We start from the raw sequence: 13,543 nt of genomic DNA, 5'->3' as shown, positions 1-13,543 counted from the left end.
CGGCCGTTTCGTCATTTGAGCCTGAGCCACGGCGGCGCTAGACAGCCCCGACAGCGAACAGGAGCAGACCATGAGCGGAACCGTCCTCATCACCGGCGCCACGGCAGGCATCGGACAGGCTGCGGCGCGCCGCTTCGCCTCGGCGGGCTGGAAGATCATCGCCACCGGCCGCCGCGCCGAGCGTCTGGACGAACTGGTCGCCGAACTGGGCGCGGACGTGGTCCATCCCCTCGTCTTCGACATCCGCGACGAGGCCGCCATCGACGCCGCGCTGGACGCCCTGCCCGAAGGCTTTGGCGACATCGACGTCCTGATCAACAACGCCGGGCTCGCCCTGGGGACCGCCGCCGCCCAGGACGCCGATCTGGACCAGTGGCGTCAGATGATCGACACCAACATCACCGGCCTGGTGACCATCACGCGCCGTCTGCTGCCGCGCCTGATCGCGCGCAAGGGCGCCATTCTGAACATCAGTTCGGTGGCCGCCACCTATCCCTACAAGGGCGGCAACGCCTATGGCGGCACCAAGGCCTTCGTGCGCCAGTTCTCGCTGGGCCTGCGGTCGGACCTGCACGGCACGGGCGTGCGCGTCACCTCCATCGAGCCCGGCATGACCGAGACCGAGTTCACCCTGGTCCGCACCAGCGGCGATCAGGCGGCGTCGGACGCCCTCTATGACGGCGCCCGGCCGATGACGGGCGAGGACATCGCCGAGACCCTGTTCTGGGTCGCGACCCTGCCGCCCCACCTGAACGTCAACGCCCTGGAGCTGATGCCGGTCAGCCAGTCGTTTGCGGGCTTCCAGGTGGCGCGGGACTGAGGACTCCAGCTTCGCCGCTTCCGGGATGACGGCGAGGGGCCTAGAATGACGGCATGGCTTCGCCCGCAACCGAAACCGAGCTGAAGTTCCGCCTCGGACCAGGCGCGGTCGTGCGCCTGTCGGGACACCCGGCGCTGCAAGGCCCCCAGACCAGCCAATCCCTGCGCTCGGTCTATTTCGACACCCCCGACGGCGTCCTGCGCGCGGCCGGATGCGGCCTGCGGGTGCGGACGACGCCCGACGGCTTCGTCCAGACCCTGAAGCGCCAGACCGCCCCCGGCCAGACCGCCCGCGACGAATGGGAGGTTCCTGTCCCCACAGAGGCGCTGGACCTCGCCGCGCTCAAGACCACGCCCGCGCACAGGTTGCTGAGGGGCCGCCGCGGCGACCTGTCGCCTCGCTTCGCCACAACCGTCGTGCGCCGCATCCGCATGGTCGACTGGGCGGGTGCCCGGATCGAGGTCGCCTTCGACGCAGGCGACCTTTCGGCGGGCGAGAAACGTGAGCCCATCTACGAACTGGAGCTCGAGTTGAAGGCAGGCGAACCCGCCGCCCTGTTCAGCCTCGCCCGGAGGCTGGCGCGTGACCTGGCCATCGTCCCGGTGTTCGAGAGCAAGGCCGAGCGCGGCTGGCGGCTGGCCGACGGCGAGAGCCGCGCTCCCCGCCGCGCCGTCGCCACGCCCCTGTCGCCCGACGCGACGACGGCGACGGCCTTTCGGCGCATCGCCATGGCCTGTCTGTCCCAGGTTTCGGCCAACGCCGAACTGTTGCGGGTCGTGCGCCGCCCCGAGGCCGTGCATCAGATGCGGGTGGGCCTGCGCCGCCTGCGCGCCGCCGTCGGCGCCTTCAAGCCCCTGCTGGCCGAGCCTGAGCGTGAACGCGTCGAGACCGAACTGAAATGGCTGGCGCGCGAGGCCGACGCCGCCCGTGATCTGGACGTCTTCATCCGCGACGTCTTTCATCCGACGGCGCTGGCGGCCCCGTCGCCGGGCCTTGCGCCGCTGGGGCGTCATCTGCTGACCGCGCGGGGACAGGCCTATGACCGTGTGTTGGCGGCCATCGCCTCGCCGCGCTACGCCCTGCTGATGCTGGAGACGACCGCCTGGATCGAGGCGGCCGCCCTGCCCGACGGACCCCTAGCCCCCTTCGCCGTCGAGGCCCTGAGCCGGCTGCACCGTCAGGTCGAACATCGCGCTCGTGACCTGGCCGAACTGGACGCCGAGGCCCGCCACCACCTGCGCATCCGCGCCAAGCGTCTGCGCTACGCCGCCGAGTTCTTCGCCGACCTGTTTCCCGCCGCTCGCCGCCGCGCCCGCTATCTGAAATCTCTGGAACGGCTGCAGGACAGGCTCGGCGAACTGAACGATCTGGCCGTGGCGCGCGACCGGATCCCCGGCGAGGCCGCTCTGGACGACGCCGACATCGCCTTCGCCGTCGGGCGTGTCATCGGCCGACGTGAGCGCGACGAGGCCGCGTTGTTGACCGCCGCAGTCAAGGCCTGCGGGCGTTTCCACGACGCACGCCCCTTCTGGACCGGGCGTAAGTCACGTCAGAAACGGTCGTAGATCGCATTTTGTTCTCACGCCCCAAATGAGAACATCTTGTGAACCAGAACAAACCATGCACATAGTCCGTTTCACAGAGGGAGCGGGTCCTGGCGGGTCTCTCCCAAAGCCCAGAATGGAATCATGGCAAGGGAGAGAAAACCAATGGCACAGGCGGCATTGAAGCTCGTGGGTAAAGAAGACGGCGAAAAGCAACGCGCTCTGGAGGCGGCGATCGCGCAAATCGATCGCGCTTTCGGCAAGGGCTCGGTGATGAAGCTCGGCAAGGCCGGGCAGGTGAACGAAATCGAGAGCGTCTCGACCGGTTCGCTCGGACTGGACATGGCGCTCGGCATCGGCGGTCTGCCGGTCGGGCGGGTCATCGAGGTGTTCGGCCCTGAATCCTCGGGCAAGACCACCCTGGCCCTGCACACCGTGGCCGAGGTCCAGAAGAAGGGCGGCGTGGCCGCCTTCGTCGACGCCGAGCACGCGCTCGATCCGGTCTACGCCCAGAAGCTGGGCGTCAACCTCGACGACCTGCTGGTGTCGCAGCCCGACGCCGGCGAACAGGCGCTGGAGATCGTCGACACCCTGGTGCGCTCGGGCGCCGTGGACATCGTGGTGGTCGACTCCGTCGCCGCCCTGACGCCCCGCGCTGAAATCGAAGGCGAGATGGGCGACAGCCTGCCCGGCCTGCAGGCCCGTCTGATGTCGCAAGCCCTGCGCAAGCTGACGGCCTCGATCTCCAAGTCGAAGTGCATCGTCCTCTTCATCAACCAGATCCGCCACAAGATCGGCGTCATGTACGGCTCGCCGGAAACGACGACGGGCGGCAATGCGCTGAAATTCTACGCCTCGGTCCGCCTCGACATCCGCCGCACCGGCGCGATCAAGAACCGCGACGAGGTCGTCGGCAACACCACCCGCGTCAAGGTGGTCAAGAACAAGGTCGCCCCGCCGTTCCGCGAGGTCATCTTCGACATCATGTACGGCGAAGGCATCTCCAAGATCGGCGAGATCATCGATCTGGGGGTCAAGGCCAATGTGATCGAGAAGGCGGGGTCCTGGTTCTCCTACGACTCCACCCGCATCGGTCAGGGCCGCGAGAACGCCAAGGAGTTCCTCAAGAACAATCCCGACATGGCCCTCGCCATCGAGAAGGCCGTGCGCCAGTCCACGTCCAAGATCGCCGACGACATGCTGGGCGCGCCCGAGCCCGACGAAGGTCAGGATATGGAGGGCTGATCCCCCTCTTCTAGAGCTTCCGTCCGTCGACCCGCGACCCGCCTACCGACCCCGCGGGTCGGTCGGACGGAGACCGGCCCGCCCGAGCATCTCGGGCGGGCCTCTTTTTTGTCTGAAGCCAGGACTTCGGAGAAGCCCTACAGCGGTCCGCCGACCCGGCACTCATGGCTTATCTGGGCATCATAGTAGGGTGTCTGGTGCTGGAAGGTCTGCACCCACACGCGGCCTTCAAACTCCCAGCAAATATCACTGGAATAGCCTGCAACCGTCGTTTTCGACGCGTCGGTATAGTAGGTATAGGCATAGACATAGAGCGGCGCCTTGAGCGCCATCGCCGGCGACGCCGCCAGGGTGACCAGAAGGCTCGCAGCCGCAAGTTTGACTATTTTACGCATGCCAGATCTCCTCGAGATATCACGCCTGAAGGGCCCCCCAGGCCCACTTACATAACGACGATTCTTGAGTCTCCACCCGCTCTTTTACACCCCTGAGTTGCGTCAAACGGACCCACCCCCATGACCACCGCCACCGCCGATCTCTGCGACGCCCATCCCGAAAAGGTGAAGGTCTGCCAGATCCCATTCCGCAGCTTCGGTCGGGTCGCAGCCTTCCACGGCCCCATCCGCACCCTCAGCGTGCTGGACGACAACGCCCTGGTCCGTCAGGCGCTGGAGCGGCCGGGTCACGGCGCGGTGCTGGTGGTCAATGGCGGGGGCTCGCTCAAGCGCGCCCTGGTCGGCGACAATCTGGCGACGCTGGCGATCGACAACGGCTGGGCCGGGATCGTGGTCCACGGCGCGATCCGCGACAGCGGAGTCATCAACGCCATGCCGGTGGGCATAAAGGCCGTCGGGACCATCCCCCTGCGCGCCGACCGCGACGCCGTCGGCGAGATCGACATCCCCACCGCCTTCGGCGGCGTCATCTTCACCCCCGGCGACTGGCTCTACGCCGACGAGGACGGCGTCATCGTCGCGCCGCACCGCCTGCACGATTAGAGCCCGCCCGGCCGGAAAAGCACGCCCCGGCGCGCACGATCACGCGCGAGTGATGCGTTCGGCGCAAAATCCCTATATGACGCCCGTTCCGATATTCTCCCCGCGCGCCCGAATTCCTTAGAGCGATACGCCATGACCAGCCTGAAACAGATCCGCTCCACCTTCCTCGACTACTTCGCGGCCGACGGCCACGAGAAGGTGCAGTCGGCTCCGCTGGTGCCGCAGAACGACCCGACCCTGCTGTTCGTCAACGCGGGCATGGTGCCGTTCAAGGACTATTTCACGGGCGCCGCGACCCCGCCCTACAAGCGCGCCACCAGCTCGCAGAAGTGCGTCCGCGCCGGCGGCAAGCACAACGACCTGGACAACGTCGGCTACACCGCGCGTCACCACACCTTCTTTGAAATGCTGGGCAACTTCTCGTTCGGCGACTACTTCAAGGATCACGCCATCGAGAGCGCCTGGGGGCTGCTGACCAAGGAGTTCGGCCTTGATCCCGCCCGCCTGCTGGTCACCGTCTATCACACCGACGACGAAGCCTTCGACATCTGGAAGAAGGTCACCGGCTTCGCCGACGAGAAGATCATCCGCATCCCCACCGCCGACAACTTCTGGGCCATGGGCGACAGCGGTCCGTGCGGCCCCTGCACCGAGATCTTCTACGACCACGGCGACCACATCTTCGGCGGCCCTCCCGGCTCGCCGGACGAGGACGGCGACCGCTTCGTGGAGATCTGGAACAACGTCTTCATGCAGTACGAGAAGGAGAACGATCAGATCGTTCGCGACCTTCCCAAGCCCAGCGTCGACACCGGCATGGGTCTGGAGCGCATCGCCGCCGTCCTGCAGGGCGTCCATTCCAACTACGAAGTCGACCTGTTCAAGAGCCTGATCAACGCCTCCGAAGAACTGACCTCGACCAAGGCGGAGGGCGAACGCGCCCCGTCGCACCGCGTCATCGCCGACCACCTCCGCTCGACCGCCTTCCTGATCGCCGACGGCGTGACCCCCTCGAACGAAGGCCGCGGCTATGTCCTGCGCCGCATCATGCGCCGCGCCATGCGTCACGCCCACCTGCTGGGCGCCGCCGACCCGCTGATGCACCGCCTGGTGCCGACCCTGGTCCAGGAGATGGGCGAGGCCTATCCCGAGCTGGGCCGCGCCCAGGCCTTTATCGAGGACACGCTGAAGCAGGAAGAGATCCGCTTCCGCACCACGCTCGGCCGCGGCATGAACCTGTTCGATCAGGCCACGACCGGCTTCAAGGCCGGCGACATGCTGGACGGCCAGACGGCCTTCACCCTCTATGACACCTACGGCTTCCCGTTGGACCTGACGCAGGACGAGGCTCGCCGTCGCGGCTTTTCGGTCAACGTCGACGGCTTCGAAAGCGCCATGGAAGAGCAACGCGCCCGCTCGCGCGAGCACTGGACCGGCTCGGGCCAGACGGCCTCGGCCGGCGCCTGGCTGGCCCTTCGCGACCAGCACGGCGTGACCGAATTCACCGGCTATGACAGCGAGACCGGCGAAGGCCAGGTCGTCGCCATCCTCAAGGACGGCGCGGCTGTCGACGCCGCCGAGGCCGGCGACGTGGTCGAGGTGGTGCTGAACCAGACCCCCTTCTACGGCGAAGGCGGCGGTCAGGCCGGCGACAAGGGCGCCTTCGTCTGGGCCAATGGCGAAGGCCGCGTTCTGGACACCAAGAAGCACGCCGACCTCTTCGTTCACACGGTCCAGGTGGCCCAGGGCGCGGCCCTGACGGTCGGCGCGACGGTGACGGCCACGGTCGAGCCGGGCTCGCGTCCGACGACCCGCGCCAACCACTCGGCCGCCCACCTGCTGCACGCCGCGCTGAAGAACGTGCTCGGCCCGCACGTCGCCCAGAAGGGCCAGTTGGTCGACGCGGAGCGCATGCGCTTCGACTTCAGCCACAACGCCCCGCTGACCGACGAGGAGATCGCCCGCCTCGAGGACGAGGTGAACGCGGTCATCCGTCAGAACCTGCCGACCACCACCGAACTGATGCACCCCGAGGCCGCCATCGAGGCCGGCGCGGTCGCCCTGTTCGGCGAGAAGTACGGCGACGAGGTCCGCGTCCTGACCCTGGGCCACGCCCTGTCGGGCGACGGCGCCTATTCGGTCGAGCTGTGCGGCGGCACTCACGTCCACCGCACCGGCGACATCGCCCTGTTCAAGATCGTGTCGGAAGGCGGCGTCGCCGCCGGCGTCCGCCGCATCGAGGCCCTGACCGGCGACGCGGCCCGCCGCTTCCTGCTGGACCAGGCCAATGTCGCCCGCTCGCTGGCCCAGACCTTCAAGATCCAGACCGCCGACGTCCCGGCGCGGGTCGAGGCCCTGAGCGCGGAACGCAAGGCGCTGGAGAAGCAGGTCGCCGACCTGAAGAAGCAACTGGCCCTGGGCGGCGGCGCGGGCGCCAATGCAGCCCCGGAAGAGATCAACGGCGTCAAGCTGATCGCGCGCGTCCTGGACGGCGTGGACGGCAAGGGCCTGCGCGGCGTGGCCGAGGACTTCAAGAAGCAGATCGGCTCGGGCGTCGTCGCCCTGGTCGGCGTCACCGACGGCAAGGCGGCCATCACGGTCGCCGCCACCCCGGACATGGCCGGCAAGGTCAATGCGGCCGACCTGGCCCGCGACGCCGTCATCGCCATGGGCGGCAAGGGCGCGGGCGGCAAGCCCGACTTCGCCCAGGGCGGCGCCCCTGACGGGTCGAAGGCCGAGGCCGGTCTGGAGGCCATCCGAGCCGCGCTGAAGGGCTAAACCCCGGACCTGCCCCCATGCACTCAAAAGGCCCGCTTCCTCACGAAGCGGGCCTTTTTTTTATTCCACAATATGGAACAACGATACGTAACGCTCGACTGACAAGGGAGGGGCATCTCAGGAATGTACGATCTAGAAACCGGCCCGAGCCACGCCTGCGAGTTCTCGTTCGATCCGGCGCACCTCGCCGTCTTTGAGAGTTGCCTTGAGGCGATTGGCGGCCGAGCCGCCCCGTCTGACTGGACCGGGCCATCCTCGCCTCGCGCCTGGGCCACAAGCGTGATGGGATCGGTAAGGAACACGCTCCATCACACCCCCCAGACGCGGGATGCCGTCTTTTCCGTTTTGGCAGATCTGGACGACGAGGATGCCTGGCTCACGATCATGGCCTGGGGCGGCCAGCGTAGAAACTCCGGTCGCACATCCTGGAATGATCGCAGCCGCTGGCTCCCTATCGTCCGCGACCTGAGAATGGGCGACATCGACGCTTTGGAGGCCTACCGCCGGTTCTCCAAGGAGAACATAAAGGGGACCGGCCCTGCCTATTTCACGAAAGCAATCTTCTTCCTGCAACAACCGAACACAGGTCAAGTCGGTTACATCATGGATCAGTGGACCGCGAAGTCCATGGAGCTGCTTCAGGCACGCGCCGACTTTGTGCCAAGCGTCCATTGGGATGGATGCACCCGAAAAATCCGACGCGACGGCACCGTCAATTGGCAAGCTACTGTGTCAAGGCGCAATGGAGTAGATATCTACGAGCGATATTGCCTCTTCGTCGACGGCCTCGCCAAGTACACTCAGCGTTCATCTGAGGACACTGAAGAAGCCTTGTTCGCAGGGCAAAAGGCGGACTGGCGTAAACACATCATGCACCACTGGCGCCCCACCGCTTGAATAACATGCAGAACTCTATCCCGACTTGGACCGGGATAGTTCCCCAATGTCATTCTGGCCTGCTCAGATCGATCCCCGCCAGCTTCCAGCCGAACAGGTTGCGGCGCTTCATCAGCAGGGAGACCTGCTCGTCCGGCTGGTCGTCGCGGGTCAGGGTAACGGCGAAGGTGTCGAGATCGCTGTACCCCCAGGACTGGCGCACCTTCTTGCTCTCCGGCTTCGGGCCGACCTCCGGCTCGACCTTGGCCAGATCAGGCTTGGGCGCCTGGCCCTCCTGCACCATCATGGAAATGGCCTGCGGCGTGACGAAGGCATCCACGGCGCCGCCGACCAGGGTCGGGGCCAGCATCATGCCGAGGCCCGACAGGCCGCCCAGACGATCATCCTTGCGCATTTCGGCGACCATGCGGGCGCTCAGCTCGTCCTTCAGGCTGGCGCGGAAGGCGGGAAAGTCGACCTGGCGTTCCAGGGCCTTCTCATCGCCGCTCTTGGCCGCCTGCACCAGAGCGCGCGCCGCCAGCAAAGGCGATGCGGCATAGGCCAGGACGAAGGCCGCCACGGCGGCGCCCCCCAGTCGAATGATCAGTTTCTGGTTCATCGGCCCTCCCCTGCCTTACGAACGCGACGGGTAAGCGACATGTGCAACGACCTCGAAAACCCCCAACGACATTAAGGGCATGGTTCGAAGGGGGGCTCAAGGGCGTCATTAACCCTTGGCGGAATTCCCGGGTGCGCCCAGCAAAAAGCCCGCCGGATTTCTCCAGCGGGCCTTCATTCTTGGTGCGCTATCGCTCGCCGCGCGGCGGCTCACTGCTTGAGCGCGCTCAAGCAGCGCGAAGCGCGGTAGCGCCACTAACCAATGTGCGGCAGGGCGGCGCGCAGGTTGTCGGAGACCTTGTCGAGGAAGCCCTCGGTGGTCAGCCACGACTGCTGGTCGCCGACCAGCAGGGCCAGGTCCTTGGTCATGAAGCCCGACTCGACGGTTTCAACCACGACCCGCTCCAGGGTGGCGGCGAACTCGGCCAGCTCGGCGTTGTCGTCCAGCTTGGCGCGGTGGGCGAAACCACGCGTCCAGGCGTAGATCGAGGCGATCGAGTTGGTCGAGGTGGCCTCGCCCTTCTGATGCTGACGGTAGTGACGGGTCACGGTGCCGTGGGCGGCTTCCGATTCCAGCACCTTGCCGTCCGGCGTCATCAGCACCGAGGTCATCAGGCCCAGCGAGCCGAAGCCCTGAGCCACGATGTCCGACTGCACGTCGCCGTCGTAGTTCTTGCACGCCCAGACGAAGCCGCCCGACCACTTGATGGCCGCGGCCACCATGTCGTCGATCAGGCGGTGCTCATAGGTCAGGCCCTTGGCGTCGAACTGCGCCTTGAACTCTTCGTCGAACACCTTCTGGAAGATGTCCTTGAAGCGGCCGTCGTAGGCTTTCAGGATGGTGTTCTTGGTCGACAGATAGACCGGATAGTTGCGCTGCAGGCCGAACGAGAAGCTGGCGCGCGCGAACTCGGTGATCGAGTCGTCCAGGTTGTACATGCCCATGGCGACGCCCGACGACGGGAAGTCGAACACTTCGTGCTCGATGACCTGGCCGTCTTCGCCCTGGAACTTGATCGTCAGCTTGCCCGGACCGGGGACCAGGAAGTCCGTGGCCTTGTACTGGTCGCCGAAGGCGTGACGGCCGACGACGATCGGCTGGGTCCAGCCCGGCACCAGACGCGGCACGTTCGAGCAGATGATCGGCTCGCGGAAGACGACGCCGCCCAGGATGTTGCGGATGGTGCCGTTCGGCGACTTCCACATCTTCTTCAGGCCGAATTCCTGAACGCGGGCTTCATCCGGCGTGATGGTGGCGCACTTGACGCCGACGCCGTGCTTCTGGATGGCCTTGGCCGCGTCGATCGTCACCTGGTCGTCGGTGGCGTCGCGGTTTTCCATGCCGAGGTCGTAGTAGTCGAGGTCCAGGTCCAGATAGGGGAAGACCAGCTTGTCCTTGATCATCTGCCAGATGATCCGGGTCATTTCGTCGCCGTCGATGTCCACGATGGGGTTGGCGACCTTGATCTTGGCCATGCTCTGCCTCTGTCTCTAACTCAGGGAAGGAATATCGTGGGGGCGGTATAGCGAGACGCGCGCGCGGGTGCAAAGGCGCACGACGTCCCACGCGTCACTCCCGCGAACCCGGGGGTTGAACCGAAGCCGCATTCCGACGCTCATGGTCCTCGCCGCCTTGTCAGGACCGCTTCCAGGACCGCCCCATGACGCCTCGCCGCCTGCTGCTTCTGCCCGCCCTTCTCCTCGCCGCCTGTCAGCCCGACGAGCGGGCCGCGACGTCGCCCGCTGCGCCGGATGCGCCCGCCGGATCGGCCTCCGCAGCGGCCACGACATCGTCCAGGGCCACTATCAGGCCCGAGACCCGCAAGTTCCGCGACTGGCTGGCCGTCTGCGACAACGCCAACACCTGCGTCGCCTTCGGCCCGGCGGTCGACGGGAACGGCGGCTGGATCCGGGTGGCGCTGGACGCCGGGCCCGCCGCCCGAGCCCAGATCACCGCGGGCCTGGTCGACCGGGCGGCGGGTCCCGACGGGCTGGCCCTGAGCGTCGACGGACGCCGCTTTGCCCTCGCCGACCTGCCGATCGAAGGGTCAGAGGCCAGCCAGGGCGTCATTCGCGACGCTGGGCCCGAGGTCATCGACGCCCTCGCCAAGGGGCGTCGCCTGACGCTCGGCGACGATGTGGCCCTGTCGCCCTCGGGCGCGGCGGCCGCCTTGTTGTGGATCGACGAGCGTCAGGGCCGCCTGAACACGACCACGGCCCTGATGCGGCGTGGCGCGAAACCCGCCTCGACCGTCCCTGCGGCGCCTCCCCTGCCGGTCGTCGCGCCCGCCCCCGCCGTCGCCCAGACCAGCCTGCCCCGACCGGCCCTGCCCGCGGCCTTCGAGGCTCGTGCCGACGTCCGCCAATGCCGCGCCGACACGACCTTCAACCCTGACCTGCAGCGCGAAATCACGGTGGACCGCCTGTCCCCCGCTCAGGAACTGTGGGGCGTGCCCTGCTTCGTCGGGGCCTATAATTTCGGGCTGCGCTACTTCGTGACCGGACCGAACGGCGCCGATCCCCGTCCGGTGCGCTTCCCCACCTCGCGCGAGCCGACCGACGAAGTCGTCAACGGCGCCTATGAACCGGCCAGCCGCACCCTGAGCGCCTTCAACAAGGGGCGCGGTGTCGGCGACTGCGGCGTCGAAACCCTCTGGACCTGGACCGGACGAGACTTCGCCCTGACGTCCGAGACCGAGATGCGCGAGTGCTGGGGCGTGCCGTCGGCGCTGTGGTCGACCACCTGGCGCAGCCGCTGATATGGAAACGGCCCGGATGCGAACATCCGGGCCGAACTTCATTTGCGACAGGCGGGATCAGCCGCGCATCTGGGCTTCCAGCACCGCCAGCGGCAGCGAGCCGTTCATCAGCACCTTGTCGTGGAAGGCGCGCAGGTCGAATCCGGGGCGGCTTTCCGCCTCGGCTCGCAGCCGGGCAATGACGGTGTGGCCGACCTTGTAGGCGCAGGCCTGCCCCGGCCAGACGGTGTAGCGGTTGATCTCGCTGTTCGAGGCGTCCAGCGGCTTGGCGCCCGAAGCCGCCATATAGTCGACCGCCTGTTCACGGCTCCAGCGCTCGGAGTGCAGGCCGGTGTCGACCACCAGGCGCACGGCCCGGAACAGGTAGGACATCAGGAAGCCGACGCGGCCCAGCGGATTGTCGGCATAGACGTTCAGATCATTGGCCGCGACCGCCTCGGCGTAGAGGGCCCAGCCTTCGTTGTAGGCCGAGAAGCCGCCCGCCCGGCGCCACTGCGGCAGCTCGCCCGACTCGCGCTGCAGGGCGACCTGCAGATGGTGGCCCGGCGAGGCCTCGTGATAGGTCAGGGTCGGCAGGGCGAACTTCGGCCAGTTCCCGCTGTCGCGCAGGTTGATGTAGTAGGCGCCCGGACGCGAGCCATCCAGCGGCGGCCCCTGATAGTAACCGCCCGGCGCGCCCGACTGGATCGACACCGGCACGCGACGGATCTCGACGTGGGATTTCGGCAGACGACCGAAGACGGACGGCAGTTTCGGCTCCAGTTCGGCGACCAGCTGGTTCAGCCAGACCAGCAGTTCTTCCTTGCCCGCGTCGGTGTTGGGGAAGAGTTGCGCCGGGTCCTTGTTCAGAGCCTGAATGCGCTCGCCGACGGTGCCTTGCGTATAGCCCTGGGATTTCAGGATGAGATCGATCTCGGCGCTGATCTCGGCCACCTGTTCCTTGCCCATCCTGTGGATTTCGGCGGCGCTGAGGGTGGTGGTCGTGTTGGACTTCAGGCCATTGGCGTAGAAGGCCTCGCCGTCAGGCAGACGCCAGACGCCGGCGTCATGCGACGCCTGCGGACGGATGGCTTCCAGGGCCGCGATCTGGCGAGCCAGGGCAGGCTTGACCTTCTGGTCGACGATGGCGGCGGCGCGGGCGTCATAGCCTGACAGGTTCAGGGCGGTGGTCTTCCTCACCAACGACTTGACCATGGCCAGGTCGGCGGCGGGCGTGTCGCGCAGGGTGCGGACCTGGGGCAGCATGCGGTCGATGATGAAGTCCGGCGGGATGACGCCCAGGCCGGCGTCCTCGCGCACCTTGTCCGTCTCGCCGTCCAGCACCCCGGCGAAGGCCTCCAGCCGCGACAGGAAGGCCTCGGCCCCCGCCGCGTCCTCGACCCGGTGCTGGTTGTCCATGAAGTCCGGCGTCTCGAAATAGGCGCCCGACAGCTGGGTGACGATATAGGGCGACGGACGGCCCGGCCCCGAGCCATAGGCGAAGGCCGAGGTCTCGGCCGAAGTCTCGCGGCCGAAGGCGGCGATGGCGTAGTTCAGGGCGCCGGCTTCGCTGAGCCCCGTCTGGTCAAAGGCTCGCAGCACAGCCCAACGGCTGATGGCCTTGTCGCGGTCGTGGCGGATGGCGTCCGGGCTGATCGCCGTCAGCCTGGACGACAGGCCGGAGCGCGCGCCGCGATCCAGGCCGAGGTTGGTGGCGTATTCGGGATTGTCGTCCACGTCGGCCTCGAACCAGCCGTCCAGCAGGGCGTTCAGCCGCGCATCGGCGTCATTGCTTGCGGCGTGGGCCAGCGAGGGGGCGACCGCGGCCGTGGCGGCGGCGGTCAGCAGAAGGCGGCGGCGGTCAATCATGGTCTAAACTCCCCAGAGAGCCGGACGCGACGCCGCGCGCCCCCTCATCTACGCATA

At 67.2% G+C, this 13,543-nt stretch carries 11 protein-coding genes; 7 read left to right on the top strand and 4 right to left on the bottom strand.

Going from position 1 to position 13,543, the window contains the following annotated elements; translation table 11 throughout:
- Positions 1-70 precede the first annotated feature (70 nt).
- The 3 genes from ACIQTU_RS03725 (at position 71) to recA (ending at position 3,609) form a co-directional block, all read left to right on the top strand.
- Positions 71-820 carry an SDR family NAD(P)-dependent oxidoreductase gene (locus ACIQTU_RS03725; RefSeq protein WP_400542515.1) on the top strand — a complete coding sequence of 250 codons (750 nt, stop codon included), beginning with the start codon at positions 71-73 and terminating at the stop codon, positions 818-820.
- 53 nt (positions 821-873) lie between these two features.
- Positions 874-2,385 carry a CHAD domain-containing protein gene (locus tag ACIQTU_RS03720; RefSeq protein WP_400542512.1) on the top strand — a complete coding sequence of 504 codons (1,512 nt, stop codon included), beginning with the start codon at positions 874-876 and terminating at the stop codon, positions 2,383-2,385.
- Positions 2,386-2,529: 144 nt separating this feature from the next.
- A complete protein-coding gene (gene recA / locus ACIQTU_RS03715; RefSeq protein WP_400542509.1) occupies positions 2,530-3,609 on the top strand; it encodes a recombinase RecA in 1,080 nt (359 codons plus the stop codon).
- 137 nt (positions 3,610-3,746) lie between these two features.
- On the opposite strand, the gene ACIQTU_RS03710 is transcribed toward recA, so the two are convergent.
- Positions 3,747-4,004, bottom strand: a complete 258-nt coding sequence (locus ACIQTU_RS03710; RefSeq protein ID WP_400542506.1) for a hypothetical protein — start codon at positions 4,002-4,004, stop codon at positions 3,747-3,749.
- A gap of 120 nt (positions 4,005-4,124) precedes the next feature.
- Here ACIQTU_RS03710 and rraA point away from each other — a divergent pair, with 120 nt between their 5' ends.
- The 3 genes from rraA to ACIQTU_RS03695 all read left to right on the top strand — a co-directional run bounded on the left by rraA (position 4,125) and on the right by ACIQTU_RS03695 (position 8,282).
- A complete protein-coding gene (gene rraA / locus ACIQTU_RS03705; protein ID WP_400542503.1) occupies positions 4,125-4,607 on the top strand; it encodes a ribonuclease E activity regulator RraA in 483 nt (160 codons plus the stop codon).
- Between the two features lie 132 nt (positions 4,608-4,739).
- Positions 4,740-7,385 carry an alanine--tRNA ligase gene (alaS, locus tag ACIQTU_RS03700; protein WP_400542500.1) on the top strand — a complete coding sequence of 882 codons (2,646 nt, stop codon included), beginning with the start codon at positions 4,740-4,742 and terminating at the stop codon, positions 7,383-7,385.
- 123 nt (positions 7,386-7,508) lie between these two features.
- Positions 7,509-8,282, top strand: coding sequence for a hypothetical protein (locus ACIQTU_RS03695; RefSeq protein WP_400542497.1), 774 nt, complete (start codon positions 7,509-7,511; stop codon positions 8,280-8,282).
- Between the two features lie 49 nt (positions 8,283-8,331).
- On the opposite strand, the gene ACIQTU_RS03690 is transcribed toward ACIQTU_RS03695, so the two are convergent.
- Both ACIQTU_RS03690 and ACIQTU_RS03685 read right to left on the bottom strand, forming a co-directional pair.
- A complete protein-coding gene (locus tag ACIQTU_RS03690; RefSeq protein WP_400542494.1) occupies positions 8,332-8,880 on the bottom strand; it encodes a DUF2939 domain-containing protein in 549 nt (182 codons plus the stop codon).
- A 254-nt stretch (positions 8,881-9,134) separates the two neighbouring features.
- Positions 9,135-10,355, bottom strand: a complete 1,221-nt coding sequence (locus tag ACIQTU_RS03685) for an NADP-dependent isocitrate dehydrogenase (protein WP_400542491.1) — start codon at positions 10,353-10,355, stop codon at positions 9,135-9,137.
- 185 nt (positions 10,356-10,540) lie between these two features.
- Here ACIQTU_RS03685 and ACIQTU_RS03680 point away from each other — a divergent pair, with 185 nt between their 5' ends.
- Complete coding sequence (locus ACIQTU_RS03680) at positions 10,541-11,638, top strand: DUF1176 domain-containing protein (protein ID WP_400542488.1); 1,098 nt, start codon at positions 10,541-10,543, stop codon at positions 11,636-11,638.
- A 57-nt stretch (positions 11,639-11,695) separates the two neighbouring features.
- Here the strand turns inward: ACIQTU_RS03680 and ACIQTU_RS03675 are convergent, their stop codons facing one another.
- Positions 11,696-13,486 (bottom strand): DUF885 domain-containing protein, encoded by a 1,791-nt coding sequence (locus tag ACIQTU_RS03675; protein WP_400542485.1) that lies wholly within the window; start codon positions 13,484-13,486, stop codon positions 11,696-11,698.
- Positions 13,487-13,543 lie beyond the last annotated feature (57 nt).

The organism is Brevundimonas sp. NPDC090276 (genome assembly GCF_044772165.1).
Classification (GTDB): Bacteria; Pseudomonadota; Alphaproteobacteria; order Caulobacterales; family Caulobacteraceae; genus Brevundimonas.
This window is presented reverse-complemented; position numbering and strand designations above follow the sequence as displayed.

Excerpts from the sequence above, each read along its gene's own strand:
- ACIQTU_RS03720 (WP_400542512.1), top strand. The coding sequence starts at position 874 with ATGGCTTCGCCCGCAACCGAAACCGAGCTGAAGTTCCGCCTCGGACCA.
- ACIQTU_RS03675 (WP_400542485.1), bottom strand. The coding sequence starts at position 13,486 with ATGATTGACCGCCGCCGCCTTCTGCTGACCGCCGCCGCCACGGCCGCG.
- recA (WP_400542509.1), top strand. The coding sequence starts at position 2,530 with ATGGCACAGGCGGCATTGAAGCTCGTGGGTAAAGAAGACGGCGAAAAG.
- rraA (WP_400542503.1), top strand. The coding sequence starts at position 4,125 with ATGACCACCGCCACCGCCGATCTCTGCGACGCCCATCCCGAAAAGGTG.
- alaS (WP_400542500.1), top strand. The coding sequence starts at position 4,740 with ATGACCAGCCTGAAACAGATCCGCTCCACCTTCCTCGACTACTTCGCG.
- ACIQTU_RS03680 (WP_400542488.1), top strand. The coding sequence starts at position 10,541 with ATGACGCCTCGCCGCCTGCTGCTTCTGCCCGCCCTTCTCCTCGCCGCC.
- ACIQTU_RS03710 (WP_400542506.1), bottom strand. The coding sequence starts at position 4,004 with ATGCGTAAAATAGTCAAACTTGCGGCTGCGAGCCTTCTGGTCACCCTG.
- ACIQTU_RS03725 (WP_400542515.1), top strand. The coding sequence starts at position 71 with ATGAGCGGAACCGTCCTCATCACCGGCGCCACGGCAGGCATCGGACAG.
- ACIQTU_RS03690 (WP_400542494.1), bottom strand. The coding sequence starts at position 8,880 with ATGAACCAGAAACTGATCATTCGACTGGGGGGCGCCGCCGTGGCGGCC.
- ACIQTU_RS03695 (WP_400542497.1), top strand. The coding sequence starts at position 7,509 with ATGTACGATCTAGAAACCGGCCCGAGCCACGCCTGCGAGTTCTCGTTC.
- ACIQTU_RS03685 (WP_400542491.1), bottom strand. The coding sequence starts at position 10,355 with ATGGCCAAGATCAAGGTCGCCAACCCCATCGTGGACATCGACGGCGAC.